The 26,522-nt window shown below is 60.5% G+C and carries 22 protein-coding genes; 2 read left to right on the plus strand and 20 right to left on the minus strand.

The window, feature by feature from the left end; genetic code table 11:
* Both C6366_RS15150 and C6366_RS15155 read right to left on the minus strand, forming a co-directional pair.
* On the minus strand, positions 1–1,271 hold a 1,271-nt coding region (locus C6366_RS15150; RefSeq protein ID WP_107739397.1), incomplete at its 3' end, for an AAA family ATPase.
* Between the two features lie 23 nt (positions 1,272–1,294).
* Positions 1,295–2,935 carry a glycosyltransferase gene (locus C6366_RS15155; RefSeq protein ID WP_107739399.1) on the minus strand — a complete coding sequence of 547 codons (1,641 nt, stop codon included), beginning with the start codon at positions 2,933–2,935 and terminating at the stop codon, positions 1,295–1,297.
* Positions 2,936–3,245: 310 nt separating this feature from the next.
* Here C6366_RS15155 and C6366_RS15160 point away from each other — a divergent pair, with 310 nt between their 5' ends.
* The gene (locus C6366_RS15160) at positions 3,246–3,467 is read left to right on the plus strand and encodes a zinc ribbon domain-containing protein (RefSeq protein ID WP_107739401.1); all 222 of its coding nucleotides are present in this window, start codon (positions 3,246–3,248) and stop codon (positions 3,465–3,467) included.
* Positions 3,468–3,483: 16 nt separating this feature from the next.
* Here the strand turns inward: C6366_RS15160 and C6366_RS15165 are convergent, their stop codons facing one another.
* The 16 genes from C6366_RS15165 to mraZ form a co-directional block, all read right to left on the minus strand.
* A complete protein-coding gene (locus tag C6366_RS15165; RefSeq protein WP_107739403.1) occupies positions 3,484–5,187 on the minus strand; it encodes a radical SAM protein in 1,704 nt (567 codons plus the stop codon).
* A 100-nt stretch (positions 5,188–5,287) separates the two neighbouring features.
* Complete coding sequence (ftsZ, locus tag C6366_RS15170) at positions 5,288–6,571, minus strand: cell division protein FtsZ (protein WP_107739405.1); 1,284 nt, start codon at positions 6,569–6,571, stop codon at positions 5,288–5,290.
* Between the two features lie 183 nt (positions 6,572–6,754).
* Positions 6,755–7,996, minus strand: coding sequence for a cell division protein FtsA (gene ftsA / locus C6366_RS15175; protein ID WP_107739408.1), 1,242 nt, complete (start codon positions 7,994–7,996; stop codon positions 6,755–6,757).
* 22 nt (positions 7,997–8,018) lie between these two features.
* Entirely contained in the window at positions 8,019–8,960 is a 942-nt protein-coding gene (locus C6366_RS15180; RefSeq protein WP_107739410.1) for a cell division protein FtsQ/DivIB, read from the minus strand.
* Positions 8,957–9,931, minus strand: coding sequence for a UDP-N-acetylmuramate dehydrogenase (gene murB / locus C6366_RS15185; protein WP_107739412.1), 975 nt, complete (start codon positions 9,929–9,931; stop codon positions 8,957–8,959). Before murB ends, C6366_RS15180 begins: the two co-directional genes overlap by 4 nt.
* Positions 9,891–11,255, minus strand: coding sequence for a UDP-N-acetylmuramate--L-alanine ligase (gene murC, locus C6366_RS15190; protein ID WP_107739414.1), 1,365 nt, complete (start codon positions 11,253–11,255; stop codon positions 9,891–9,893). The genes murB and murC overlap by 41 nt, the downstream gene beginning before the upstream one ends.
* Entirely contained in the window at positions 11,252–12,334 is a 1,083-nt protein-coding gene (gene murG, locus C6366_RS15195) for an undecaprenyldiphospho-muramoylpentapeptide beta-N-acetylglucosaminyltransferase (protein WP_107739416.1), read from the minus strand. The genes murC and murG overlap by 4 nt, the downstream gene beginning before the upstream one ends.
* Positions 12,331–13,497 (minus strand): putative lipid II flippase FtsW, encoded by a 1,167-nt coding sequence (ftsW, locus tag C6366_RS15200; RefSeq protein ID WP_107739418.1) that lies wholly within the window; start codon positions 13,495–13,497, stop codon positions 12,331–12,333. Before ftsW ends, murG begins: the two co-directional genes overlap by 4 nt.
* Positions 13,490–14,854, minus strand: coding sequence for a UDP-N-acetylmuramoyl-L-alanine--D-glutamate ligase (gene murD, locus C6366_RS15205; protein WP_107739420.1), 1,365 nt, complete (start codon positions 14,852–14,854; stop codon positions 13,490–13,492). Before murD ends, ftsW begins: the two co-directional genes overlap by 8 nt.
* Positions 14,855–14,869: 15 nt before the next feature.
* On the minus strand, positions 14,870–15,946 hold the full coding sequence (mraY, locus tag C6366_RS15210) for a phospho-N-acetylmuramoyl-pentapeptide-transferase (RefSeq protein WP_107739422.1): 1,077 nt from the start codon (positions 15,944–15,946) through the stop codon (positions 14,870–14,872).
* Complete coding sequence (gene murF, locus C6366_RS15215) at positions 15,943–17,370, minus strand: UDP-N-acetylmuramoyl-tripeptide--D-alanyl-D-alanine ligase (protein WP_107739424.1); 1,428 nt, start codon at positions 17,368–17,370, stop codon at positions 15,943–15,945. The genes mraY and murF overlap by 4 nt, the downstream gene beginning before the upstream one ends.
* Positions 17,361–18,911 (minus strand): UDP-N-acetylmuramoyl-L-alanyl-D-glutamate--2,6-diaminopimelate ligase, encoded by a 1,551-nt coding sequence (locus tag C6366_RS15220; RefSeq protein WP_233248525.1) that lies wholly within the window; start codon positions 18,909–18,911, stop codon positions 17,361–17,363. The genes murF and C6366_RS15220 overlap by 10 nt, the downstream gene beginning before the upstream one ends.
* 11 nt (positions 18,912–18,922) lie before the next feature.
* Positions 18,923–20,941 carry a penicillin-binding transpeptidase domain-containing protein gene (locus C6366_RS15225; protein ID WP_107739426.1) on the minus strand — a complete coding sequence of 673 codons (2,019 nt, stop codon included), beginning with the start codon at positions 20,939–20,941 and terminating at the stop codon, positions 18,923–18,925.
* Positions 20,942–20,971: 30 nt separating this feature from the next.
* Complete coding sequence (locus C6366_RS15230; protein ID WP_233248526.1) at positions 20,972–21,274, minus strand: hypothetical protein; 303 nt, start codon at positions 21,272–21,274, stop codon at positions 20,972–20,974.
* 34 nt (positions 21,275–21,308) lie between these two features.
* Positions 21,309–22,280, minus strand: coding sequence for a 16S rRNA (cytosine(1402)-N(4))-methyltransferase RsmH (rsmH, locus tag C6366_RS15235; protein ID WP_107739467.1), 972 nt, complete (start codon positions 22,278–22,280; stop codon positions 21,309–21,311).
* Positions 22,281–22,340: 60 nt separating this feature from the next.
* On the minus strand, positions 22,341–22,814 hold the full coding sequence (gene mraZ / locus C6366_RS15240; protein ID WP_233248527.1) for a division/cell wall cluster transcriptional repressor MraZ: 474 nt from the start codon (positions 22,812–22,814) through the stop codon (positions 22,341–22,343).
* Positions 22,815–23,133: 319 nt separating this feature from the next.
* Between mraZ and C6366_RS15245 the strand changes: the two genes are divergently transcribed.
* Positions 23,134–24,120 carry an HD-GYP domain-containing protein gene (locus C6366_RS15245; protein WP_233248528.1) on the plus strand — a complete coding sequence of 329 codons (987 nt, stop codon included), beginning with the start codon at positions 23,134–23,136 and terminating at the stop codon, positions 24,118–24,120.
* A 22-nt stretch (positions 24,121–24,142) separates the two neighbouring features.
* Here C6366_RS15245 and C6366_RS15250 read toward each other — a convergent pair whose 3' ends face one another.
* The gene (locus C6366_RS15250) at positions 24,143–25,387 is read right to left on the minus strand and encodes an HD domain-containing protein (protein WP_107739430.1); all 1,245 of its coding nucleotides are present in this window, start codon (positions 25,385–25,387) and stop codon (positions 24,143–24,145) included.
* A gap of 16 nt (positions 25,388–25,403) precedes the next feature.
* Complete coding sequence (locus C6366_RS15255; protein ID WP_199221529.1) at positions 25,404–26,483, minus strand: MBL fold metallo-hydrolase; 1,080 nt, start codon at positions 26,481–26,483, stop codon at positions 25,404–25,406.
* Positions 26,484–26,522 lie beyond the last annotated feature (39 nt).

Consider the following 26,522-nt stretch of genomic DNA (forward strand, 5'->3'; position numbering starts at 1 on the left):
GCCCAGAGCAGGCGGGGGCGGTGTTCGGTCAGACCGGGAAAGATTTCCAGGGGGGCGAATGTGAACTCGATATTCAGATGTTCGGAAAAGCCTAGTTCCCTCAAGTCCCGCCCCAAGCGTCCTCCGACGTCCGTGGCGGTACGTCGTCGATCCTCGTCCAGCGCGGCCAGGGTTTCGGCCAGATCGCTTCGCGCCTGCTCGATGTCCCGCTCCAGTTGCTTAAGGTCCAATCCCGAAGCTTCCAGATAGGACAGGTTGGCGTCCACTTCCTCCTTGAGTCGGACGATTTCCTCCAGCGGACGTTTCATTTTGCGTTTAAGTTGGGAAAGTTCCCAAAGCCTGGCCTCGATGGACTCCAGTTCTCCCTGGGCGGTCTGGGTCCTGGCCAAGCCGCGCAGGCGGCGTTCCAGATCGTGAAGATGCTCGCCGAACTGGAGCAGCGCTTCGGCGTCGGAAACCGGCTTTGGAGCCGTTTCGCTCGCCTCCACCTCCGCAACCTCTGAGACCGTCTCCGCAATTCGCGGGGAAACCGTGCTCTCCAGATTCAGTACGGCCTTGCGCAATTTGCCCAGGGCGTCGTGCAGGCCAGTATCTGGTGTGCAAAGCAGTTCTATGGCTGAATCGACGTGTTGCTGAGCCTGCGCCAGGTCGCGCAGGACTTGCTTGCGCACCTCCAGTTCCTCTTCCTCGCCGGGCTTTGGGTTGACTTTGGCAATCTCCGAGCGTTGGTATTCCAGAAGATCCTTGCGTTCCCGTAAGTCCCGCAATCGCTCTTCCAACTCACATTGGCGATCCACCAGGGCGGACAACTTGGTCAAACGGCGATCCTTTTCCCGGACTAGTTCCGGCTGTTCCAAGAACCGGTCCAGGAGACGGGCATGGAAGGACGGCAGACGGAGTTGCTGCTGGGAATGCTGGCTAGCGTGCAGGATCAACCTGGAACGCAGCCGCTTCAAACTGTCCTGAGAAGCCAGTTCATCGTTGACCCAGACCCGAGAGCGGCCAGACTGCGCTGACAGTTCGCGACGGATTACCGTTTCGGAGGAGGAGCCGTTCTCTCCGCCCACGAAGACCGCCTCCACCCGGGCCTTGTCATGGCCCGGACGCACGAGATTCACGGCCAGTTTTTCTCCCAGAAGAAAATCCAGGGCGCGGAGAATGAACGACTTCCCGGCCCCGGTTTCTCCGGTGATCACGTTCAGGCCGGGGCCGAATTCCAGTTCCAGATCGTCGATCAGGGCGAGGTTGCGGATGCGCAGCAGTTCAAGCATGGGACAAAGTTATGGATTAATCGCTATGCACCGGGCTGAATACCCAGAACCGTGCGGATCGAGTCATCCGGGTCGGCCGCGGCCAGGGCGTTGTTAAATTTTCGCGTTTCATCGTGCTGTTCGGCCTTCAATGCGGCCAAAAGCAGCTCTTCCAAGCCCTCTTCTAGCCTGAACCCCTGAAGGTTGACCAGACCCAGTTTCAACCCCGCCAGCCAGTTATCGGGTTGGTAAAGGGTTAGGTGTGACAGCAGGGCTAGGCGAGTCGGCTCAAATCCCGGCTCCTTATCCAGGAGAGCGTCCATGCCCTTGCAGATATCCATATCATGAGGATCGATTCGGTGGCCCAAAATCAGACACTCCAAGGCGGACTCCGGCAGCTGTCGCTCATGGTCGTACACAAAACCGCGACGCACACGGAGTCCTTCCCGTAGCATCTCCCGCGACCACAGCAGGTAGAGTTGTTGGGGCGTCAGCGGTGCATTGGCCGTTCGCCCGGAAATCTTTTGATGGCGCAGCCAGAAGGCCTTGGCCAGCGCCACCTCGCCAATGTGCAGGGCAGCCAGGGAGGCGGTTCGCGTGAGCGCCGGGTCATTCCCGAAGGGCAGCTCGGACTGGAGCAACGCCCTGAGGTCGTGGAGAACCAAGTCCTGGCGATTAGTCCCCAGCCAGAACCCCAACAAAGCCTCTCGCTTGCGTGGAGATTCGGGAAGCGCCAGGAGCAGATTTTGCAAATCCCCGACGTCTATGGGCGCTCTGCGGGCCTGCCATAGACGATACAGCGTCAAAGTCCATGACAGTGCTGAAAGCTCCGGTTGGCTCGACGATCGGCCCAGGGCTTGCGTCACTGCCTCAAGCAGTCTCTCAGCGCGATGGATCGCCAGATGCTCTTCCTGGACCCTGGCCCAGGCCGCCTTGCCCATTTGTTCGGCCAGGCGTTGATTGCGAGAGTAGTGGTTGATCTTGGACTTGAGTTCGAGGGCGTGACTGAATACACCGATCTCCCTGTCCGGAAGAAAGGTCTCTCCCAAGCCTGGAATCCCGGAAGGGTTGAGTACGAGGCAACCGCAGGACGCGGCCTCGAACAATCGGAAATTGATTTCCCCGAAAATTGCCTCGTTGGGCGCCAATCGTGTTTCCCGGTAGACATCCAGCATTTGCTGAAAAGAGACGTCCTCTACCAGTTCCATTTGGAACTCGCGACGTAAAAAATTGACGAACCGTTTTCGGGAAGGGCGATGTTCTGTCACCCGGCCCACGAAGCAAACCGTCCGAGGCCTCCGGTCCCATCCTTTCCAAGGCAGGCGACGTCCGAACCAAGGCAGCCAGAATGCCGGGACGTTGGTCAGTTTTTGCAGGGCATCGCTCCAGTTCCGCTGCGTGGAGCAGACCAAGTCGAACAGACGGACGTACTCCATCTGCCAGAAGGCGTTCAAATGGGTGTCGATGGACCAGAAGACCTTGAGCCCGGAAACCTTCTCCAGGTCCTTCAGAAGTACCCGCGGACCAAGGCTTTCCTGTTGAATCACCACGTCCGGCTGAAAGCTATGCTCTTCCAGCAGGCGAGGCAGATCGTGAATCCCAGGCTTAGGATGCAGCCCCAGAACCGTGTTCCCCAGTGATTGCAATTCATTTTGCAGTGCACAATTAATGACACAAAGACGCATGCCAAGACCTCGTCAACGCTGGATCATCCTCTGGGCGTTATTCCATTTCTGTTTCAGCTGATTCTCTATCGGCGTCGGTATCGGAATCGGTATCGGAGTCGTCAGGCTATGCGCTTTCAAACATCATTGATCCCGATTCAGATTCCGAGCCCGATAACTGCATTACTCTGTGCTGAGTAGTTACAGCGAGTAACGCATTATCGTTGGAATTGGTATTAGTTGAAACATCCGATCCCGCCGAGTATACAAACTGGAACGAGGCGCACCACCTCCGCGGCGCAGCATCAGTCACAATCACAAGGAGTACGCCATGCCAATTTTCGAATATGCCTGCCCCCAATGCAACCATGTCTTCGAGGATTTGGCCCGGCTTTCGGACCAGGATACCAAGCTCTGCCCGAAATGCGGCAAGGGCCGGGCTGAGAAGATCCTGTCCGTCTGCCGCGCATCGACGTCCGGACGCTCATCTGAAGCCTCGTCCAACAGTTTTGCCCCGAGCTCCGGATGCGCTCCGGGGAAGGGGTTTTCCTGAAGCGTGTAGTTCGGCTTCAGGTCTGAAGCCATTTTTGCAGTCCGCACCGGCGGCACTTCAGGCACCCTGCCTGAAGTCCGTCCGGGGCGAAATCCATGGGGCAGGGCGGGGAGGTGCGTCGCGTCCCGGCCTTTTCCCATTCTCGCCACAGATATTCCCGGTCCAGCCCCGGATCGATCACTTCCCAGGGAAAAATCTCGTCCCTCGACCGTTCCCGGTCCAGATACCAGGCCGGATCGCCTGGCCACTGCGCCAAGGCCGCGGTCCACACTTCCATTTCCCGACCTTTCAGGCCTGCGGCAAGCCGGATCAACTCGTGAACCCGCTCATCTCCTCGGGCCAACAGTCCTTGAATCCTTGCCAACCCCGGCGCGTCAGAGCGGACCTGAACCCCGGCCATGCTTTTGGTCGCCTTACGGATTTGGGAAATTCGATCCTTGAAGGCCTGTTCATCGGCCATGGCCGCCCATTGCAAGGGCGTCCAGGGTTTGGGCACCAGACAGCCCAGCCCCAGGGTGATTAGCTTCAGGTTGGTTTTGCCTTGACCGCCGCCACTGATTCGGGCCCGGTCCACTTCCCGCAAAAACAGGCCGAATTCCTCCCAGTCCGCGTCGATTTCTCCAGGCCAGCCTAGCAGCAAATAAATTTTCAGATGATTGAATCCTTTGCGGGAGAGGCGTTCCACGGTCCGCAGAAAGGCCTCTTCGCGAACATGCTTGTTCATCGAGTCCCGCAACGTCCGGCTGGCCCCCTCCAGGGCCAGGGTGATCGTTCGTGTGCCCAGTCCGCGGAGCGTATCCAGCAACTCTTCGGTCAGCCCTTCGGCCCGCAAGGAGGACAGGGAAACGTCCACCTTCCGCTCGCCAAGCCAAGCGAGAAAACGGCCCAGATCCGGCCAGTCCGTCAGGGCCGTGCCCACCAGACCCACTTTACGCGGCCGTTTGCGCAGCACGATTTCCTGGAGGTCGTCCAGGGAAGCCAGTCTGGGCGGACGATACACGTATCCCGCGGCGCAGAATCGACAACCGTGTGGGCAGCCCCGGTTGACCTCCAGCAGCAGGGTGTCCCGGAACACGGCGTCCGGGGTAATGAAGCAGGAGCTGACCGGGGCTTCCAGTCCACCCAGGTGTGAGGAATGCAGATGCACGGCTCGATGCACGGGTAACGTGCTTTTTCTGGGAACGTAGACCCCGGGGATAGCCCTGACCAAGTCCAGAGCGTCGTCACGGGAACCGTTTCGGACATACGCTTCAGCCAAGACCTCCAAACAACCGGCTAGCCCGGCCTCGGCCTCCCCCACCCAGAACAGATCCACGCTGGGGGCGATGGGGGCAGGGTTCATAAACGCGAGCGCCCCTCCGGCCATGACCAGTGGCCAGGAGGGGCGTCGCACGGCGTCGGGGGCGATCCCGGACGCCGTCAGGATACGGAACAGATGGAGGTAATCGAACTCGTAGGTCAGGCTGAAGGCCACGACGCCAAAGGCGTCCAGTCCACGTTTACCAAAGGGCCGGACCAACTCGTGCCGGTCCGGATCCCAGAACACCGGCTCCACGGCCAACGTCGGACGAGACCTCAGCAGCTCCAGCACCGCCTGCCATCCAAGGCTGGAATAGGCCAGTGCGGGCTTCTGGGGAAAGACCAAGGCGATGGGCAGGCGACCGCCCCATTCCTGCTCTGGGGTGGCCCGTGAGCCAGGGAGACGGCGACCGCGCTTCACCCGTTACTCCGGCGTTGTTGTAGCGGCACGTGCACCGGCAACGCGCCAGCCATGGTCCACTTGATTGCCGAGGTCAGGCTTCGAAACTCCGAGGCCTGAATCAATCCGCCTGCTTGCGCAGGAAGGACGGAATCTCGAACTCCTCCTCGTCAAAAACGAAATCCTCTCCCCCTCCGCCGGAGGCCACGCGGAGCATCCGGTTCGGCGCTTGCATCGGAGTTTGCACCTTGCTTTGGGAGTGGCCCTGGTTGAGTTGTCCGTGTTCGCTACGAGCCCCCTTGCGAAGATAGGCCGGGATGCTGCGATCCTCATTGCTGGAAGGAATGTGCGGACGCCGGACGATATTGCCGGAGTTGCCCGTGTTGTTGCGCACCCCGCCCAGATCGATCACACGGGACGATTCCTCGCCCCGTCCGGCAGTGGCCGCATTCGTGCCGATACCCGTGGCGATCACAGTGATCCGCATCTCATCGCCGGCGTCCTCGTCAAACACGGTGCCGAAGAAAATCTTGGCGTCGTCGTGGGCCGCCTCGTGGATGATACTGGCTGCCTCGCTGACTTCATCGATGGTCATGTCCGGGGCGCAGGTGATGTTCAGCAGCACACCCTTGGCTCCATCGATGCTCACGTCCTCCAGGAGCGGGCTATTGATGGCCTTCAGCGCGGCTTCTCGAGCCCGACCTTCGCCCTTGGCGATGCCCGTGCCCATCATGGCCAGCCCCATCTCGGACATCACCGCCTTGACGTCGGCGAAGTCCAGGTTGATCAACCCGGGGACCATGATCAGGTCAGAAATGCCCTTGACCGCGTAGAACAGGACCTCGTCGGCCTTCTTGAGCATATCCAGGAAGGCTGCCTTCTGGGCGGCCAGAGAGAGTAGCCGGTCGTTGGGAATGGTGATGATCGTGTCCACGGCGTCGGCCAGGGCGGCGGCCCCTTTCTCGGCCTGAAGCAACCGTTTCTTGCCTTCGAAATAGAACGGTTTGGACACTACGGCCACGGTCAACGCTCCCATTTCCCGGGCCACCTGGGCGATGACCGGTGCCGCTCCGGTGCCGGTGCCGCCGCCCATGCCCGCGGTGACGAAGACCATGTCCGCCGGCTCCAGTATCTTTCGAATTTCGTCCACGCTTTCCAGAGCCGCCTCGCGACCGATGTCCGGATTCGCCCCGGCCCCCAGCCCCTTGGTCAGCTTCTCGCCCAATTGAATCTTGAACTCGGCCCGAGATCTGTTCAAGGCCTGTAAGTCCGTGTTGGCCGCGATGAACGTGACGCCCTTCAAAGAAGAACAAATCATGTTGTTCACGGCGTTGCTGCCCCCGCCGCCGACCCCGACGACCTTGATCATTGCGTTGACGTCGTTTTCAAGTTCCATGAACTGCATACGCTTCTCCTCCCTGTTCGCTTACCTGATGGTCAAAAATGTTGTTCCGTATCCTTCGGTGATTTTTCCGTCCGCTCCGTTGTCGCCTCTCTCGCTCATCTCCGTCGCTCAGCATTCCGGCGACGCACCATCGCGCACTCCCGGTGAATTTCAAATCTCAAATTTTCTCACCCCGCGTTCCGCTCAGGAAACATCCGAAAACCACTTGCGCATCCGATTCAGGATGCGGTTAAAAATGTGGGTGTCCCGAATCCGGAACCGCTGATCCAGCCCTTCCTTGCGCGCTCCGTACATCAGCAGCCCAACGGCGGTGGAATACATCGGGTTCATCACCACGTCCTTCAGCCCGCCCACTTCCCGTGGATAGCCGATGCGGGTGGGCAGGTTGAAAATTTGCTCGCCTAGTTCGGCCATCCCGTCCAGCAAGGCTGATCCGCCGGTGAGAACGATTCCGGCCCCGATCAGATTCTTGCATCCGGACTGATTCAGGTCCTGTTCCACCAGGGCCAGGATCTCCTCCATCCGCGGTTCGCAAATTTCCGCCAGCACCCTCCGGGATACCCGCCGCGCTTCCCGACCGCCCACACTGGGAACGTCGATGATTTCGTCCTTCTGGACGATATCCGTCAGAGCGCAGCCGTACTTGATCTTGATCTTTTCCGCGGCCATCATCGGCGTACGCAGGCCGAAGGCGATGTCGTTGGTCAGGTTGCTGCCGCCAAGAGCCAGGACCGAAGTGTACTTGATGGAGTTGTTGGAAAAGATCGCCACGTCCGTGGTCCCGCCGCCGATATCCACCAGGGCAACGCCGATTTCGCGCTCCTCCGGAGTCAACACGGCCTCAGTGGAGGCCAGGGACTGCAGGACGATGTCCGCCACGTCCAGCCCGGCCCGATGGCAGGAGCGGATGATGTTCTGGGCGCTACTCACGGCTCCGGTCACGATATGCACCTTGACCTCCAGCCGCACACCAGCCATCCCGATAGGATCGGCGATGCCGTTTTGCTCGTCGACGATGAACTCCTGGGGCAGGATATGGATCACCTCGCGATCCAGGGGGATGGCCACGGCTTTGGCCGCGTCGATGACCCGCTCCACGTCCTTGGGCGTCACCTCTCCGCCTTTGACCGCGATTACGCCGTGGCTGTTGAAACCCTTGATGTGGCTGCCGGCAATGCCGGAGTACACGGAGCGGATTTCGCAGCCGGCCATCAGTTCCGCCTCTTCCAGGGCCTTTTTGATGCACTGCACGGTCTGCTCGATATTCACCACCACGCCCTTGCGCAGTCCCGAGGACGGGGCCGTGCCGATTCCCACCACGTCTACGCCGTTTGGCGTGGCCTCTCCCACCACGGTGCAGATTTTGGTGGTTCCGATGTCCAGCCCGACGATCAGATCGGATTTGGATGATGATTTTTTCGCCATTTTCCGCTCCTCGATTTCACTGTCAGGACTGTTTCGACTGGACCCAGGCCTTGCCCGACATGACGGTCAACCGTTCAATATTGTTTAGCTCTCCACGCGAGCGCAGATCTTCCCAAACCTGATTCATGATGGCGCGATGGCCGCGCCAGTCGCTCAGATCTAAGTGGACCACCATGCCTCGATCTTCCAGGTGGATGCGCAGAATGTTCGCGTCTTCCACTTTCAGCCAAGCGACTTCCGAAAACCCGAACGGGAATTCCAAACGCTCCATGGCCCGCACCCACTCTTCCATCAATCGCCAGTTCGGCTCCACGCCGTCCTCCAGGATCAGGACCGGCAAGGACACGAAGCGGCCCAATTCCAGCGCGGCGATGGGGCCTCCGTTGCGATCCGCGTAATACAGTGATCCGCCCTGCTGAACCCAAAAAAACGGCTCGCGCTCCACGATGTCGATGGCCACGCCGTCCGGGAGTACCCGCCGGACCGTGGCGCTCTCGATCCAAGGGTTGTGTTGCAGTTTGCGGCTGACCTCGCCCAGGCTGACTTCCAGGATGTTCATGCCCACGGCCACGCCGCTCAGATTCAGCACCTCCGGGGTGCTGAGCTGCCTGTTGCCGACGATCTCCACGTTTGAAACGGCGAAATGGGTGGACGTGGTCAACGCCCGGTAACCGTAGACAAGCCCGAGGCTGATGCTTCCCAGAAGCGTCGCCACCAGCAGCAACCCCAAGGTCCAGCCGAAAAACCGCAAAAAAAACAGAACCAGCGCTGCCAACAGGGCACTGATACGCAACGGCTTCCTGGCGACCTTGTTCCGGGTCGGCTTTGTCGATGGCTTTGCCGATGGTTTTGCCGTCCGCTTCGGCACGGACGCAGCGTTTTTTCCGCCCGTCCATTTGTTGCTTTTGCGCACCCCTGGGCTGAACCAGCCGCCGGGTCGGAGTCTCACCGTGGCCACGCTCATTCCAGCACCTTGACCTCGGTTTCCAGTTCCAGGCCGAAACGAAACGCGACCCTTTCCCGGGCCAGATCCAACAGGGCAAAGGCGTCGTCAGCCGAGCCGCCGCCGAAGTTGATCAAAAAATTCGCATGCCGTTCCGAAAAGCCCATGTCGCCTCGTCGAAAACCTCGAAGCCCCACTTGTTCCAGAAGCCTGCCCGCCGGGTTCTCTGGAGCGGGGTTCTTGAAAACGCAGCCGGCCGAGGCCATGGAAATCGGCTGGCTCTGCTTCTTGCGGCCATACCAGTCGCGCATCCTCGATCGCACCTCGTCCGGTTCGCATCGCTCAACCCGCAACTCCGCCGCCAGCACCAACTGGACGACATCGCCAAGCCCCGAGTCGAACCGCCGGTATCCGAATTGGAGAGCAGCGGCATCAAGCCACCGCCCCCCCCGGTCCGGAGTCCAGATCAAAACTCGCTCCAGAACCTGGGCCACCTCCAGCCCATACGAACCGGCGTTCATGGCCACAGCTCCGCCCACGGAGCCGGGAATTCCGGCCCAGGGCTCTAAACCGCTCAGGCCGCGAGCCGTGCACCAACCTAATAGCTTTGGAAGCCGCAAGGCCCCTGGGACGCGAATCCGGACAGCTTCTCGATCCGTCCTTGAAATACGGTTTCCATCGTCACCCCGTTCCATGATCTCGGGATCGCCGCCGCCTTCCAGCCGGACCAGCACCAAATCCATATCCCGTTCCGCGGCGAGGATGTTGCTCCCTTCCCCCAAGACCAGTGGCCGTCCGCCGTGCTTGGCCGTTTGCTCGACCAACACGCCAGCTAGATCGTCCAGGTCCGGCGTTTCACGGACCACGATCTCGGCAATGGCCTTGCCGCCGAGTTTCAAAGTCGTCCGGTCCGCTAGAAGCGGGCCTCTAACCACCTTCACGGGATCATCCTCACGCGGCCTCCAGGAACGCTTGTCCGGCTTGCCATACATTGCCGGCTCCCAAAGTCAACAGCACGTCGCCCGGTCGCAGGATGTCCGGCAGAGCCCCGCTAGCCGCGAGCATGTCCGGAAAAAAGGCCACCGGGGTCTGGCTGACTTGCCGCACGCCCTGAGCCAGGCTGCTTCCGCTGATGCCCGGCAAGGGCGCTTCGGAGGCAGGATATATTTCCAGCAACAACAGCCGGTCGGCTTGGTCGAAAGCCCGACAAAAATCACCGAACAACGCCTTGGTCCGGGAAAAGCGGTGAGGCTGGAACAACACCACCAGCCGCCTCCCAGGGAAAAACTCCCGCGCGGTGTGCAATGTCGCGACAATTTCCTTGGGGTGATGCCCATAGTCGTCCACCACGGTCACGCCGCCGCGTTCGCCCTTGATCTCGAAGCGCCGGCCCACGCCGCCAAAGTTGGTCAGACCGCGCAGCACGGCTTCCTTGGGTATGCCGATTTCAATGGCCACGCCGACCGCGCCCAAGGCGTTCAAAACATTATGGCGACCCGGCTGAGCCAAGTTCACTTCGGCCCAGTATTCTCCAAGCCAAGTGATCCGGAAAGGATTGCCCGGACGACCTTCCAGCAGTTCGCCGCGCACGTCGTTGTCCGCCCCAAACCCATATGTCACCACGGGACGACGAACCTGGGGCAAAACGGCCTGGACTCCTGGATCGTCGCCGCAGACCACGTTCAGGCCATAGAACGGCGCCTTGTTCATGAACTGGATAAAGGCTTCCTTGATGCTCGCCAAGTCAGGATAAAAATCCAGATGATCCGCGTCGATGTTGGTCACCACGCTGATGATCGGAAACAGGCACAAAAAGGAGCCGTCGGATTCGTCCGCCTCGGCGATCAGATATTCTCCCTGGCCGAGCAGGGCGTTGCTGCCATAGCTGCGTAGCCGTCCGCCGATGATCACCGTCGGGTCCAGTTCTGCTTCCTTGAAAATGGTCGCCAGGATCGAAGTGGTCGTGGTCTTGCCGTGGGTTCCGGCCACGGCAATCCCGGTCCGTAGGCGCATCAGTTCGGCCAGCATTTCCGCCCTGGGGATGATCGGAATTCCCAGGTCACGGGCTTCCTGAACCTCCGGGTTGTCGTCCCGCACCGCCGTGGACTTGACCAGCACCTGGGCCTGCTCCAAACGCCCTCTGCAATGCCCGACATACGTGATTGCGCCGAGGGTCCGCAGATGATCCAGCACTGGGCCAGGTGCCACGTCCGAACCGGAGACGCTGTAGCCCAAGTTGAGCAGCACTTCCGCGATTCCACTCATGCCGGAACCGCCCAAACCGACCATATGGATGGACGTGACTTTCGACTTCATCCGCGTTGCACCAATCCTTCAAGTTCTCGAACCACGTCAGCCCCGGCTTCCGGTCGCCCCAATTCCCAGGCTGCCTTGCGCATGTCCCGTAATTTGCCCGGAATATCCAACAAATCCTTGATCACGGTCCATAATTGGACCTGGGCCAAATAGCTTTCCACCAACACCATGGCCGCCCCAGCCTGCTCCAACTTCCGGGCATTGAGCATCTGGTGGTCATGGGTGGCATAGGGGAAGGGGACCAGGACGCTGGGCTTCCCCATGACCGTCAATTCTGCAAGCGTGGTCGCGCCGGCCCGGCATATCACCAGGTCCGCCCAGGCATAGGCCTCGGCCACGTCTTCGATGAACGGCTCCACGCGGACCTGGTCCCAGCCGGTCCGGGCATACTTCCCGGAAACCCTCTCCCAATCCGCCTGTCCAGTCTGGTGCCACAGGGAAATCCGCTCTTCGCGAAACCCGTCAATGGAATCCAGCACGGCCTGATTCAGGGCTTTGGCTCCCTGGCTTCCACCAAGGATCAACACGTTGCGTCGCGGGCTGTCCCCTTCGGGCTGGGCGGAGCGTAGCAGGCGAACCGCCTTGCGCAACGGATTCCCGGTGACCACCACCTTTTTGGCGTCGAACTGGTGATGATCGTCCGGCAAGGAAAGCAGCACCCGATGGACCAGTCTGCCCAGGAGCCTGTTGGTCATTCCAGGCAGACGGTTCTGCTCGTGAATCGCCGTAGGCACGCGTAACATCCAGGCCGCCAGAACCAGGGGAAAACCGGCGTAGCCGCCCAAACCCAGTACCACGTCGGGCTTGAACCCATGAACTATGGCCATGGCCCGCGACACGCTGAGCGGCAACCACCACAATATGCCCAGAGCCCGCCAACCCCGCCCCAGTACGCCGGAAACCGGAAGGGCCTGAAAGTCCAGACCTGCGCTTGCCGCCCATCTTCTTTCCGGCCCGCGCCCGCTGCCCACGAAGAGCAATCGGATGCCGGGATGCCGCTCGCGCAGCTCTTCGGCCACGGCCAGGGCTGGGAAAATATGGCCTCCGGTTCCCCCGGTGGTCAGGATCACCCGGTTCATGCCATTGCTCCGTTTCGTCCGCTTCCCAACGGGGTGGCGCTTCGAGAGAGATTCAGCAACACGCCCACGCAGAAGAGGGAGATGACCAGGCTGGAACCTCCGTAGCTCAGAAATGGCATGGGCACGCCTTTAGGGGGGACCACGCCCAGCACCACGGCTATGTTCAGCATGGCTCCCAGAGCCAGAATCAGCAGCATCCCGAAGGCGACGAACCGCTCCTGCAAGCCGTCCTGCAATTTGGCGATCCGGAGTCCTCGCCAGAGCAACACGCCCACCAGAACGAAAATCACGGAGACGCCGACAAAGCCCAACTCCTCGCCAATCACGGCCAGAATAAAGTCCGTATGCGCCGCGGGCAGAAAGAACAGTTTCTGCTTCCCGGCGCCCAATCCTTCACCAAGCCACCCTCCACCGCCCAGGGCGTACAGGGATTGAACTAGTTGATAGCCCACGTCCTGGGCGTCCTGGAACGGATCTAAGAACGCGAACCAGCGTCGGAAGCGGTAGGGCGAACTCATCACCAGAAAAATACCGCCCATCAAGGCCATGAACGAAGTCGCCCCCAAATAGACCAACCGGGTCCCCCCCACGAAACTCATACAAAAGAGGATCAGCATCAACGAGGCCGCTCCCCCGAAATCCGGCTGGGCCAGGAGTAAGACGCACAGCGCTCCGGTGATGCACACCGGAGGCAGAAAGCCCACTCCGAAGGTGCGGATCATTTCCTGCTTGCGGCTAAAAAACGAGGCCAGATAAAGGACCAAGGCCACTTTGGAGATTTCCAGGGGCTGGACCATGATGGGACCTACGGAAAGCCAACGTGTCGCCCCTCCGGCCTGCACTCCCAAGGGCGAAACCAGGGTCAGGAGCAACAGACCTCCGGCCAGGGCCAGCCAAGCATAGGCGAACCGAAGATACAACAGCCGGGGAAGAGCCGCGGCCGCGCTCATCACGCCCAGCCCGATGATCAGAAAGACCAGGTGCCGCTTGAAAAAATAGTATTTGTCCGCGTAAAAGCGCTCGGCCATGATTCCGGTGGAGCTGAGCACCATTACCAGGCCCAAACCGGAAAGCAGCAGAGCCACGGACAGCAACCAGAAATCAACTCCTTCGCCGCGCCCTGCTCCGGACCCGCGGGCTGACACAGCGGCAAGTCTACTCATGGCCCCGCTCCCCGAGAGTCTGTAGGTGCCCCTGAAAGGTCATGCCGCGATGCTTGTAGTCCCGGAAAAGATCGAAGCTGGCCGTGGCCGGCGAGAGCAGCATCACGTCGCCAGGTTGGGCTTGGTGCCAGAGCCGATCCATAGCCAGTTCCAGGGTCGGCTCCCAGAACAGCGATGTTCCGGCATCGGCCCATGCCGCTTCAAAAATTTCCCGACTGGCCCCGAACAGCCCCACTGCTTTGGTCTTGCTTCGCACGAGGGGATTGAGGCCAGCCAGATCGCCGCCTTTGAAAACTCCCCCGGCCAGTAGCAGCACCGGGCGATCGAAGGCCTCCAAGGCGGCCCGCAAGGCCTGGACCGTGGTGCCCTTGGAGTCGTCCACGAAAACCACGCCGTCCCGTTCGGCCACGATTTGCAGCCGATGGGGCAGGCCGATGAATCCGTCCAAGACCGTCTGGGCCGCGGCGTGGGTCAGTCCGAAGGGCAGGCAGGCCTGAAACGCGGCGGCGATGTTGGCCCGGTTGTGCCGTCCGGGCAACGCCGGACAGATCAAATCGGATTGGGTACCAAAATACACGGTCCGGGCACGGGTCACGCAACGCGTCCGGACCAGTTCCCGCATCTCCTCGGCGAATACGGCCGTATCCTCCGGTTCCTGCTGGGCGAACAATGAAAGCTTGGCCTGAAGATACTCTTCCATGTCCTGGTGATAATCCAGATGGTTCGGACTGACGTTGAGCAGCACGCCGACATTGGGACGCAGCGAACTCGTGTTCAGGAGCTGAAAACTGCTCACTTCCAAAACAAGGTTGTCGGCTTGCTTGAAATTCGAGGATGAACCGGCTTCCGCTGCCAGCATGCGTTCCAAAACATACCGGGACAACGGTGTCCCGATGTTTCCGCCCACGAACACCCGGCGGCCCGCGGCCTCCAGAAAGCGGCCGATCAGGGTGGCGGTCGTGGTTTTGCCGCTGGTTCCGGTCACCGCGGTAATCGGCGCGTCCACGAATCCTAAGGCCAGTTCAAGTTCCGCGATCACCTGAGCCGCCCTGAGGCCAGTCAGCCAGGGGGCCAGTTTGCGTCGGTTCACGCCCGGACTGAGAACCACCAGAGCGGCGCGCTCGAACTGCTCCGTGCAATGTTCGCCCTCCCGCACGTCCCAGCCCCGCTTTTCAGCCAGGTCACGGACCTCTTGACTCACCGTCCCGGAATCCACCAATCGAACCGCGCCGCCCAGATGGTCCAACAAGGCGGCCGCGGCCAGACCGGACCGGCCCGTGCCCACCACCACGGTCGTTGTTCCGGGGTGAATCCGAAGCGGCCTTGAGTCGGGCAATGGTCGATGCAGGCTGGACATGTACCGTACTCGTTTTTAGCGAAGCTTCAGGGCGCTCAGGGAAATCAAGGCCATGATGATGGAAAAAATCCAGCATCGGACAATGATCTTGGACTCCGGCACGCCTTGGAGTTCAAAATGGTGGTGCAGGGGGGCCATCCGAAAGATGCGCTTGCCCCCGGTCATTTTGAAATACCCCACCTGGAGGATCACGGAGAGGGTCTCCACCACGAACAGCCCGCCGACGATCAGCAACAATAGTTCCTGTTTGGCCAACACGGCGATGAACCCCAGAACCCCGCCCAGGCTCAGGCTGCCCACATCGCCCATGAACACCTGAGCCGGGTAGGCGTTGAACCACAAAAAGCCCAGCCCCGCGCCCACCAGAGCGGCGCAGAACACCGTCACCTCGCCGACTCCGGGCACGTAGGCCACCTGGAGGTACTTGGCGATCTGCACGTGACCGGCTACGTAAACGAAGATGCCGAAGCACGCCGCGGCCACGATCAACGGCACAATTGCCAGGCCATCCAGCCCGTCGGTCAGGTTGACCCCGTTGGACGAGCCGACCATCACCAGCACGGCGAAGGGGATGTACATCCAGAGCATGTCCGGCTGGAGCATTTTCAAAAACGGAAAATAAAGAATTGTGGAATAGGCCGGTTGCAGCAGCAACAAAGATATCGCCCCCAGGGCCACCACGATCTGTCCCAGCAGTTTGCCTCCGGCGCTCAAGCCATGGTTGCGTTTTTTGACCACCTTCAAGAAGTCGTCCCAAAAGCCCACCAGACCGAAACCCACGAAGACGAAAATGGTCAGCCAGAGGTAGACGTTGGTCAGATCCCCCCAGAGCAATACGCTGGTCAGCAGGGAAAAGGCGATCAGCAGGCCGCCCATGGTCGGGGTTCCGGCCTTGCCGTTGTGCTTGGGGACGTCCTCGCGAATGTGCTGCCCGCACTTCAACCGTTGCAGCCAGGCGATGAAAAGTGGCCCCAGCAGGATGGATATCAGCAACGCGGTGAGCAGGGCGTACACGGAGCGAAAGGTGATGTAGCGAAACACGTTGAAAACGATGTATTCGCTCCCTAGCGGGTAGAGTAAGTGATAGATCATGCGCTCGGCTCCGTTCGCAGGGCTTCAAGATAGGTTTCCATTTTTCCGGCCCGGGACCCCTTGAACAGGATCACGCCCCCACTTTCGCCCCGGTCGGCTTCGTCGATGCTTTTCCCGGCCAGAGCGGACTTGCGCCATGCTTCCAGAAAATGTTGCGGCGACTCACATTCCGTGAACCGGGTCGACGCCTGTTCCGCCGCCAATCCGGCCCGCACGTCCGCACCGTGCGCGCCGTGGTAGTACACCTCGGAGCAGACTCCGGCCAAGGTCCGGCCAAGGTCGTGGTGCTCGGCTTTGGCCGAGGCTCCCAGTTCCAACATGTCTCCCAGAACGCAGACAAGACGGTGTCCTTCGGTCAGGGCGCGGGCTCTGGACAGGGCCAAGCGCATGGATAGAGGATTGGCGTTATACGTGTCGTCCACCAGGAACCAGTCACCGCGGCGTTCAACATTGAAACGCCCCGGCAGGGCCAAATCAACGCTCAACCCTTCCTGAATCGCGGCCGGGTCGATGCCCAGCAAGGTGGCAGCGGCGGCCGTGGCCAGCACGTTCTGCGCCACGGGAGTCCGCTCCGTCGGCCAGGACAGGCTCAGCCCTCGGCCTTGCAGCCGCAACTCCAGCCCCATCCGGTCCGAATCGATCCGGAACGGATCTCCGCACCAAAACTCCGCGTCGGGGTCCCGTGTGGAAAATCCATGAATTCGGTCCGTGACGGCCTCGCTTTCCCGCCATAAATCCGGACAATCCCGGTTGACCAAGGCCCTGCCCTCCGGACTGAGATACGCGGCCAGCCGAGCCTTGGCCGCGGCCACTCCGGGCACGCCGCCTAGTTCGGCCAAGTGCGCGGGGCCGACATTGAGCAGGACCGCCAAGTCCGGCCGCAGGATCGCTCCCAGGTCGTCCATGTCCCCAGGCCGGCTGATTCCGGCCTCCATGATCCAAAAGTCCTCTTCTCCGGAGCAGGACAACAAGGACAGAGGCAATCCGATCTGGTTGTTCCAGTTCAACCGATTCCGGCACGTCGTACCACCCCGTGAACAAACCCGGGCCACCATCTCCTTGACCGTGGTCTTGCCGGCCGAGCCGGTCACGCCGACCACCCGCCCCGTGAACTCTTCGCGCCAGGCCGAGGCCACCTCGCCCAGGGCGGCCTGGGCGGTCATCCCTTCACGGAGCATCAACACCGGAACCCGTCCATTCAACTCGGGCACGTCCCTCGTGGCCATCACGGCCACGGCTCCGTTGTCCACGGCTTGGGCCGCGTGCTGGTGTCCGTCGCTACGCTCGCCTGGAAGACAGAAAAAAAGGTCGCCGGGCCGGATGTCCCGGCTGTCGATGCCAACACCGGTAATCGATAGGCCATCGGCACCGATCGACTCTGTAAGTCCCAGGACTCCGGCGATATGCCTCAGACTCATGCGCATGAGACCGCCTCCCCGCCACTTTGAGCAGACTCGGTATCAATCTCACCAATAATCCGACGAATGACCGTGGGATCGTGAAAAGGCTGTTTTTCGTCGCCGATCTGCTGCGTCGACTCGTGTCCCTTGCCCGCCACCAGCAACGCGTCGCCGGGACGCAGCATGTCCAGGGCGAGTTGAATGGCCAGCCTTCGGTCCACTTCCGTAACCACACGCGGGCAGGCCGCGAGTCCGGGCAGGACGTCGCCCAAGATTGCTTTCGGGTCTTCATGCCGGGGGTTGTCCGAAGTCAGGACAGCCACGTCTGCATGTCGGCCTACGGCTTGCCCCATCAAGGGACGCTTGGTTTTGTCCCGATTTCCGCCGCACCCAAACACGATGATCAAACGGCTGAATCCCGCTTTTCGTAACGCATCGGCAACGTTCTCCAAGGCGTCGGGGGTGTGGGCGTAATCCACGAAAATATTCAGGCCTTGTTGGTTGGTAACCCGCTCCAGTCGCCCGGGGACGCCGGAAAAGCTCTCCAGCGCCGCCATCCGCTCCGGCTCCACTCCCAGCCGCAATCCGGCCCCCTGGGCCGCCAGCAGGTTGAAGGCGTTATGCCGCCCAACCAGGGAGGAACGCAGCGACCACGCGGCCGATTTCCAGCTCATGCCCAGGTACAACCCGGACCGGTCGCAGGCCAGGATTTCGCCATGAAGATGCTCCGCGAGTTCGCCGTCCACGTCCGGTCGTGTTCTGTTCGGAACATGGTCCAAGCCCTGCACCAGGCCGTATCCCAAGCCGCCCCAGCGGCTGAACAGTCGGCGGCCATGGTCGTCGTCCATGTTCACCACGCGATGTTTGGACCCTAAGGCTCCTGGCGCTCCTGAAGCGAACAACAAAGCCTTGGTCTGAAAATAACTTTCCATGTCCTGGTGATAATCCAAGTGGTCCTGGGTGACGTTGGTCAATACCGCGACCTCGAAATGCAACCCGGCGGTTCGCTGTTGGTCCAAGGCATGGGAGGAGACTTCCATGCAGACATGAGTCACCCCGGCGCCCCGCATCCGGGCCAAAATTCCGTGCAGCCGCCAGCAGTCCGGCGTGGTCATCCCGAGATCGCATTCTCCGCCGGGCCACTGAGCTCCGATGGTCCCGATGGTTCCAACACGCAACCCAGCTGACCGCAACAGGTGAGCCGTCAGGTAAACCACTGTGGTCTTTCCGTTGGTCCCGGTCACCCCCACCAATACCGGACAGGCCCGGTCCGTGCCGTGATGGGCCGCGGCCAACTCGCCCAAGGCCCGCCGAGGGTCGGGGTGTTCCAGAATCGTCGTCCCTTTCAGCGTTTCACTGGCTGCCCCGTGAAGGTATCCCTCCGGGGCGATCACGTATCCGGCCTTGCGAGTCATCGCCTCCGCGATGAACGCCGTCCCGTCCGTTCGCGACCCAGGCAGCGCGATAAAAGCTTCGCCGGGTTGGATTGCTTTGGAGTAGGTCCGGATCATCAATCCGTCGCGGACCTTTTGGAGAAGGGTGTCCCAGAGTTCAACCCGCTGCATGACCATCTCCCTCATGACACCTCCAGCCACAGGGTCAGCCGTCGTTCATGAGCGGGCCAAGGCTGGCCCGGCTCTGGAACCTGCCGGGAAACGATCCCGCCGCCGCCTTCGACTTCGGGCAGCACCCCGTAGCCGCGCAGTCGCTCCACGGCCCGACGAACGCTTATTCCCGTCACGTTGGGAACCATGTCTTGGCCAACTATCAGCGTATCCGCTAAGACGAATTCGTTTGTTACGGCCTCTTCAAGGGAAAGGTCGGGATTCCGTTCCAGGCCGGCTCGGTCAATCCGTGTTCCCTGGACGCTCAGGCCTTGATTTTGATCACGGGTGTCTTCTTGAGCGCTGAAAACGTTTCCTTCCGGGAGTTTCCCGGCGTAGGCCAGGGACCGAAGACCAATGTCCCTTACCGCGGGCGCGGCCACCACTCCGCCATAGTGCTGGGGATGGGGTTCATCAACCACCACGTAGATGAAATACTCCGGCTGATCGCCGGGATAGAATCCCGCGAAGGAGGCCACGTATCGGTCGCCATAGCTACCGGAGGCAGTGGCTTTCTGAGCCGTGCCAGTCTTGCCGGCACCGATCACGCCGGAAATCCGGGCCTGCGTGCCCGTGCCGTCATCTTCCACCACTTCCTGGAGCATCCGCATCACGGTCCGAGCCACTTCTTCCCGAAAAACCACGGTAATGGGCGCGACGTCCTGTTCCGGATCGCGCACCAGGCGCAACGGATGCATCACGCCGCGGTTGGCCAAAATGAGATACGCCCTGGCCATCTGTAGGGCGTTGGCGGACATGCCTTGTCCGAAAGAGACGGCGGCCAAGTCCACCGGGTACCATGATTTGGGTGGTCTGAGCAGGCCGGGGTTCTCACCGAGCAACGGCAACCCCGATCGTTCAGCAAAACCCATCTTTCGCAGGTAGTCGTGGTATCGGACGGCTCCCAGGTCCAACCCGATTTTGGCCGAGCAGATGTTGCTGGAATACCGCAGGATCTTATTCGCCGGGAGCCATCCCCGGCCCTTCACGTCGCGGATGTTCACCCCGGTCAGCCGCCACCGTCCCTCTTCGCAGTAGTAGACCGTGTCGTTGGTGATCACTCGCTCTTCCAGGGCCGCGGCCATCAACATGGCCTTGAGCGTGGATCCCGGTTCCAAGGCGTCCGAAAGGATTCGGTTGCGCCACTGTTCCGCATTCTGACGCGGCATGTTCGGATTGAAGAACGGATAGTTGGCCATGGCCAGCATCTCTCCGGTGGGCACATGGACCACCAAAGCCATCCCGGTTTTGCCATTGAATTTTTTGACGGTCGCGGCCAGGGCCTCCTCGGCAAAAAACTGAATCTGCGCGTCCAGAGTCAGGGTGACGTTGCGCCCCCGCAGGTCCTCTTCACGGCCCTGGGCGTCCAGATACATCCTCCGTCCGGAGGCGTCCCGCTGCGCCACGAAGGTGGCCTTGCGCCCGACCAGAACCTCGTCGTAGGCCTTTTCAACGCCCTCCAGGCCCTCCCCGTCCAGGCCCACGAACCCGAGCACCTGTCCGGCCAAATGCCCATGAGGATAGAACCTGGCCGACTCCTCGGTCAGATACACCCCCCGTAGCCCCGCGTTGAGGATATTCCGAGCGTTGCGGTCGGTGATCTGGCGGGACAGCCAGATAAAGTTCTGAGGTCTTCCGAGCAAGGTCCGAACCTGACCGACGGGCATCTCCAGGGCGGCGGCCAAAACTGGAGCTGCCGCTTCCGGATCCTCTAACTCCAAGGGGCGGACATACACGGACTGGATCAACGTGCTTTTGGCCAGCAGTCGCCCTTGGCGGTCGAATATTTCGCCGCGCATTCCACGCTCGAATTCAGCGGCCTTGTGCTGTCTGGCGGCCATGGCCGTCAACTCCGGCCCGCGCACGACCTGAACCTGAAAGGCCCGATACCACAGCCCGCCCCAGATCAGGAGGATGCACGCTCCCAGCAGGGTCATGCGGATCCGGACCCAGTCTCGGGGCGAGGATTTATTCAGTCGGTCGGTTTTCATGCGTCTAACATCATGAACGGCCCGCCAAACTCAGGGACTCAGTATCCTGATCTGCCCGGGTTCGGCTTGGTGGAGTTCGTTTTCTTCAGCCAACGCCCGTAGTCGAGACGAAGACAACAGGTTCATTCGTTCCACTTCCAGCTTGGCCTGGAGATTGTTTTTTTGCTCCAGTTCGGTCTGGAGCTGCTTCAGTTCATAGGCCAAGTCCAGACGTTCAATATTGACCCAGACCACCGCCAACCCCAGAACCAACCCACAGACTCCCAACAACGCCGTGGCCCAATACCATCCGGTTGATCGATTCTTTCTGGAGGCGTTGGCGTTTGCATTCATGGCGCGACCCCGAAAGTTCGGAGCAATAAGGGAATCATGGCTCGACGATCCGTTCGGCCGCCCGCAACTTGGCGCTGCGACTGCGGGGATTGTCGGTCAGTTCGGCGCTGGATGCGATCAACGGTTTCTTGGTCAGTATTTTCAATGTTGGCCGATGGCCGCACAAGCAAAAGGGCTGCCTGGGGGGACACAGACAGAACTTGGCCTGTTCCACGAAATATCGTTTGACGATACGATCCTCGATGGAATGAAACGAGATGATCACGATTCGTGCATTGTCAGCGAGTCGCGGCACGATTTGGCTCAAAAACCTGCTGAGTTCGCCGGTTTCGTCGTTGACGAACATGCGCAGAGCCTGGAAGGTGCGAGTCGCCGGATGGTTGCGGGCCCGGGCCCTCCTTGCCGGAGGATAGGCCTGCTCCACGATGCGCGCCAGCTCCAGGGTGGTTTCGATGGGGCCGTCGCGGCGCGCTGTTTCGATGGCCCTGGCGATTCTTCCTCCTAAAGGCTCTTCGCCGAATTCGTAAATGATCTTCGCGAGTTGTCGCGCTGGATACGCGTTGACTACTTCCCGAGCCGTCACCCCCGCGCCTTGAGGATTCATCCGCATGTCCAAGGGACCGTTCGCGAGAAAACTGAACCCGCGCTCCGGAGTGTCCACCTGAAAGGAGGAGAAGCCAAGATCCAGCAATGCGCCGTCCAACTGTTCCCATCCGAGTTCGTCCATGACGTTCGAAAATCGGCTGAAACACTCGTGGCACAATGTCAATTCGGCCTTCGGCCATGCCTCGCGAAGCCTCTTCGCGGCCGCCTCCAGCGCCAATGGATCACGATCCAGCCCCAATATGCGGGCCTTGCCGTCGGTTGCCTCCAGCACGGCGCCGACGTGCCCGCCCAGCCCCAGGGTCCCGTCCAGGTAGCGCCCCCCCGGACGTGGAGCGAGATGTTTCAGGACCGCTTCGACCAGGACCGGTTGATGCGCGGGCGGAGCAGAAGATTCGGGCATGGACGTCACGGCGACCTCTCATGGGGATAAAGTCGAAATCGCGGGAGAGGACATCCGCTACTAGATGCGCAGGTCGCACTCCGTCTGAGCCAGGGCGTCCATGACCAGATCAAAGCTCTCTTCCATCTTGCGTCGCTGTTCTTCAAACCGCTCCAAGTCCCAGATCTCGAATTTTCGTCCCACGCCGGCCAGGGCGACTTCCCGCGTGAGGCCGGCGTAGGTTCGCAAATGAGGAGGAATGAGAATCCGGCCCTGTTTGTCCAGTTCAACCTCCATGGCCCCGGAGATGAAAAAGCGCTGAAAATCCCGCAACTGTCGATTCAGCATGTTGATGCGTTGAAAACTCTCTTCGATCCGTTCCCACTCCTGAAGCGAGTATCCCACCACGCATCCGTCGAAATTTGTCAGAATGACCCGGGCATGTGTTCCTGTGTTAAGGATAACATCCCGAAATTCCGTAGGAAGTACCAAGCGCCCTTTGGGGTCCAGGCTGCGATAGGCATGTCCGCGAAAGGTCATCGGCTTTCCACTCATCTCCACATTTTCCCACTTTTTCCCACCTTCTTCCGCACATCTTTCTAATTGTCAAGCTTTTTTCAATTTTACAGCAAATCCAAGTATTCACAAATAAATGCCACAAATGTTGACCACGAGGCTCATTAGGCGCCAAGAGTCGAAAACTGTGATGTGGCCGATTTCGATTTCGAAACCGATCCGATAGAGCGCGAGAATCGAAAACAAATTTGCCTATGGAGCAAGAAGGGAGCTGGTTGCTTTTGATGGGGATTGCCCTTAAGTGGAGCGGTGAGGAAAGAATGAAAAATGAGGCACCATTGTCTGACGAGGAACGCGTATGCGTAATAAAGCCATAGAACCGAACGAAGACCTGCATGAGGAATATTATCAGGTCAGTCCGGTGATCCTGGAAAGTTTTCCGAAATTTCGCCTGCCCTTGGACACGTTTGAATTCAGGGAGCAGGTCGCCCAACTGATTCCCTTGACCCAGGCCGGTCAGCGCATCTCGGCGGAACAACGTCAGATGATCCTGGACAAATGCGCCCAAGGATTGATTTTCGTCGCCCGCAAGGACCATCCGATCTACGCCGAGCATATCAGCAAGCAACTTGACCTGGTCCTCGTTGATTCAAGCCTGAAATCCTCGGAAATTGCCCTGATTATCAAACAAGGCCTGACCGACCGGTTTAAAGCCTTCTTGGACCAACCAGTGGCCCCCGTGCTGGTGCACCTGCAAACCGACCTGCTCGTCCTGACGGAGTATCTCTGGCACGATCCGTTTCGGATCAAGGCGTTCAAGAAACATCTCTGGGAAGACCACTCCCTGGCTAATCACGGCGTCAATTCTCTCTTCATCGGACTGGCCCTGTACATGCGCCTCAATGAAGGCGATCTGCGTCGCAAGCACCTGGACGAAGTCGCCATGGGGCTGTTGGCCCACGATCTGGGCATGTCCAAGATTCCGGCCTTCATCCGAGCCAAGACCATGCCGTTGACCCGGGACGAACTGGAAAAAATCCGGGAACATTGCTGGATCGGCGGAAAAATGCTGCACTCCTTGGAGGTCCGTTCGGACTTGATCCTCAAGCAGGCCTTGGAGCACCATGAACGGTTGGATGGCAAAGGCTATCCGCAAAAGCTGCCTGGCAAGGAGATTAGCATGGTCGGCCAGTTGTGCGCGGTGGTGGATTCCTATTGCGCCATGATCACCGATCGGCCGTACGCCGAGGCCCTGACATCGAGCAGCGCCCTTAGCGCGCTGAGTCAGAGCCCCGGCTACAACGACAAAATGGTCCGCGCCTTGATGGGTATGATGATGGGGTGAAGGTGGAAGACCGGAAGACGGATCAGTCAAAGTCGGCCAGCAACGCGCCGATATGCACCCCGTCGCCCAGGCTGGTCTGCTGGTATTCGGCCCGAATACGCCAGAGGGCCTGTTGGAGTTGGTCGCTGCTGATGCCGTTGCGCAGGGAGGTGTAGGCCTCCATGAAGGCGGCCAGATTGTCGCAGACCTTGAGCAGGTTGCCGTCCTTGGGGTCGAAGCGGTCCTGGTTGTAGGTGGTCTGGAGCTGGTCCCAGTTCACTTCCCGAATCAATCCGTCCAGGATGACCGTGCTCACGAACTCCGACCCCACGTCCAAGCCCAGAAAGTAAGACAACCGTTCCGACAGGTCGGAATATCCGCCCTTTTCCAAGGGAGCGAAGACCCGTCGCTCCAACTCCTTGAATTCATACTCCCGGATCAAATCGCCGATCCGGGCCACGGAACGCTTCACCGGTGAAATGATGTCCCTGGTCAGCAGTTCCGGCAAATCGTGGACCAGCCCGGCGAAGAAGTTGTTTTGCGCTCTGGCACGACACGCCCCCACCGCCATGCTGAAAAAGTAGCCGAAGCAGGCCACCACGAACATATGCCCCAGGACCGAGGTTTCCGGGACCCTCGGGGTCTGGGACCACCGCTTCTGGAATCGCAGCTGTCCGCTGAGGTGCGCCAGCCGACCCAGGTGGCTTCCCGTGCCCTGAAGCAGCTCCGGCATGCCCGCCAAGTCCCGATGGGTCTCCAGTTGCCCGCGAAAGCTCTCCTCGATCTCCTCCAATTCGTCGTCGTAGTTTTGGACGTGGGTGATCAGATGGAACTCCCACCGGCTGGCGTAGCTGTGGGCCGCGTCCAGAATCCGTCGGGCCAGATCCCCTTCCTCCGGATGGTCCAGCCACAACCGCAACCGGTCCCAGAATGGCATGCCGAGACACTCCACCCGGGGCTTGAGCCGGTCCAGAACCCAGTCCGTCAGTTGTCGGTAATGGGCCGGATTGGCCTTGATCTGGTAAAACACCGGCGGCTTGATGTCCGTGATCACCAGGCGGTACAGATACTCAAAAATCCCGCCTTCCACGATCCGCTCGCCGATCCCCAGCCGCTCTTGTGCGGACATCTCCCGGGTGTTCAGTTCAAAGAGCATCCAGGCCACGATCATCTTATGGGCCTGCTTGTCCACCTCCATCAACTCCATGGGCCGCAGCTTGTCGTTCCAGCGCTTCATGAACGATCCGGAGAAGATAAGCTGCAAAAGGCTTTTGCGGATTCCGGGCATGGATCAGACTCCTTGTTTACCTGTTATCATCAAGTCGCCGCGTTTCACCGTGGCGCAACAGAAAAAAATCGTCTTCATTCAGGCCGTGCCGTTCCCTGGCTTCGGCCAGGTCGGCGATGGGCTGATCCAGGGGCTCGTCCGTGATCCCGTGAAAGGTTCCCCAGTGGACACCGATGGAGCGCCGGGCCTGCACGTCCCGGTGTACCAGCACGGCTTCCTCCGGGTTGATGTGCTGGCTTTGCATGAACCAGCGCGGCTCGTACGCGCCCACGGGGATGGCCGCCAGGTCGAAGCCGCCGAAGCGCTCCCCGATGTCCCTGGTGTCCTGGGAATAGCCCATGTCTCCGGCGAAATAAAACACGAAATCCGGCTGCTCCACCACCCAACCGCCCCAAAGGGTCCGATTTCGATCCCGCAACGTGCGCTGGGACCAGTGCTGGGCCGGAACGAAAACCACCAAGGTTCGCCCTTCTTCGTCGCCCAACTCTAAGTCATCCCACCAGTCAAAATCCCGCACCTGGCCGCGGGAGGCGGGAACGTTGCGCTCAAACCACTCCTTGAGACCCAAGGGAACCAGGAACAGCGGAGAGCCGCCGGGTTGAGCCGCCAGCCCGCGCACGGAGCGGAGATCCAAGTGGTCGTAATGGCTGTGGGAGATCAGCACCAGGTCGATGCGCGGCAGTTCATCCAGGGCCATTCCGGGCGGCTGCCAGCGTTTGGGGCCGGCCCATTGCACCGGGGAGGCCCGCCGCGAAAAGACGGGGTCTGTAAGAATGTTCAGCCCACCCATGCGCATCAGCACCGTGGCGTGGCCGATCCAGGTCACGGACGGCTCGGAACTGTCTGCGTGCAGATATTCCAGATCCGGGGGCACCGGGGCCAGTTCCAGGGTTGGCTCCCTGGGCAGCCCGGCCAGCCGCCTCTGAAAAAACCAGCGCCAGAAGTCCAGGCCGCTGGGCCGGGAGTGAGGATAGTTGTTCTGAAAGCCCGTGGGGGTGTGATGCGGCTTGTCAGGGTCGTAGTGCGGATTTTTGCCGGAGCATCCGGCCAGGAGATGAGTCATTAAAATCAGGGCTAACAGAACAATCGGTTTCATGAATCAATCCGTGAAAAGCTCCGTCCTTCCCCGCACTGG

Origin of the sequence: Desulfonatronum sp. SC1 (assembly GCF_003046795.1) — a bacterium.
GTDB lineage: Bacteria > Desulfobacterota > Desulfovibrionia > Desulfovibrionales > Desulfonatronaceae > Desulfonatronum.

What these genes read in the sequence shown, in the direction of transcription:
- C6366_RS15155 (WP_107739399.1), bottom strand. Translation starts at nt 2,935, where the DNA reads ATGCGTCTTTGTGTCATTAATTGTGCACTGCAAAATGAATTGCAATCA.
- C6366_RS15160 (WP_107739401.1), top strand. Translation starts at nt 3,246, where the DNA reads ATGCCAATTTTCGAATATGCCTGCCCCCAATGCAACCATGTCTTCGAG.
- ftsZ (WP_107739405.1), bottom strand. Translation starts at nt 6,571, where the DNA reads ATGCAGTTCATGGAACTTGAAAACGACGTCAACGCAATGATCAAGGTC.
- ftsA (WP_107739408.1), bottom strand. Translation starts at nt 7,996, where the DNA reads ATGGCGAAAAAATCATCATCCAAATCCGATCTGATCGTCGGGCTGGAC.
- C6366_RS15180 (WP_107739410.1), bottom strand. Translation starts at nt 8,960, where the DNA reads ATGAGCGTGGCCACGGTGAGACTCCGACCCGGCGGCTGGTTCAGCCCA.
- murB (WP_107739412.1), bottom strand. Translation starts at nt 9,931, where the DNA reads ATGTATGGCAAGCCGGACAAGCGTTCCTGGAGGCCGCGTGAGGATGAT.
- murC (WP_107739414.1), bottom strand. Translation starts at nt 11,255, where the DNA reads ATGAAGTCGAAAGTCACGTCCATCCATATGGTCGGTTTGGGCGGTTCC.
- murG (WP_107739416.1), bottom strand. Translation starts at nt 12,334, where the DNA reads ATGAACCGGGTGATCCTGACCACCGGGGGAACCGGAGGCCATATTTTC.
- ftsW (WP_107739418.1), bottom strand. Translation starts at nt 13,497, where the DNA reads ATGAGTAGACTTGCCGCTGTGTCAGCCCGCGGGTCCGGAGCAGGGCGC.
- murD (WP_107739420.1), bottom strand. Translation starts at nt 14,854, where the DNA reads ATGTCCAGCCTGCATCGACCATTGCCCGACTCAAGGCCGCTTCGGATT.
- mraY (WP_107739422.1), bottom strand. Translation starts at nt 15,946, where the DNA reads ATGATCTATCACTTACTCTACCCGCTAGGGAGCGAATACATCGTTTTC.
- murF (WP_107739424.1), bottom strand. Translation starts at nt 17,370, where the DNA reads ATGCGCATGAGTCTGAGGCATATCGCCGGAGTCCTGGGACTTACAGAG.
- C6366_RS15220 (WP_233248525.1), bottom strand. Translation starts at nt 18,911, where the DNA reads ATGCAGCGGGTTGAACTCTGGGACACCCTTCTCCAAAAGGTCCGCGAC.
- C6366_RS15225 (WP_107739426.1), bottom strand. Translation starts at nt 20,941, where the DNA reads ATGAAAACCGACCGACTGAATAAATCCTCGCCCCGAGACTGGGTCCGG.
- C6366_RS15230 (WP_233248526.1), bottom strand. Translation starts at nt 21,274, where the DNA reads ATGAATGCAAACGCCAACGCCTCCAGAAAGAATCGATCAACCGGATGG.
- rsmH (WP_107739467.1), bottom strand. Translation starts at nt 22,280, where the DNA reads ATGCCCGAATCTTCTGCTCCGCCCGCGCATCAACCGGTCCTGGTCGAA.
- mraZ (WP_233248527.1), bottom strand. Translation starts at nt 22,814, where the DNA reads ATGAGTGGAAAGCCGATGACCTTTCGCGGACATGCCTATCGCAGCCTG.
- C6366_RS15245 (WP_233248528.1), top strand. Translation starts at nt 23,134, where the DNA reads ATGCGTAATAAAGCCATAGAACCGAACGAAGACCTGCATGAGGAATAT.
- C6366_RS15250 (WP_107739430.1), bottom strand. Translation starts at nt 25,387, where the DNA reads ATGCCCGGAATCCGCAAAAGCCTTTTGCAGCTTATCTTCTCCGGATCG.
- C6366_RS15255 (WP_199221529.1), bottom strand. Translation starts at nt 26,483, where the DNA reads ATGAAACCGATTGTTCTGTTAGCCCTGATTTTAATGACTCATCTCCTG.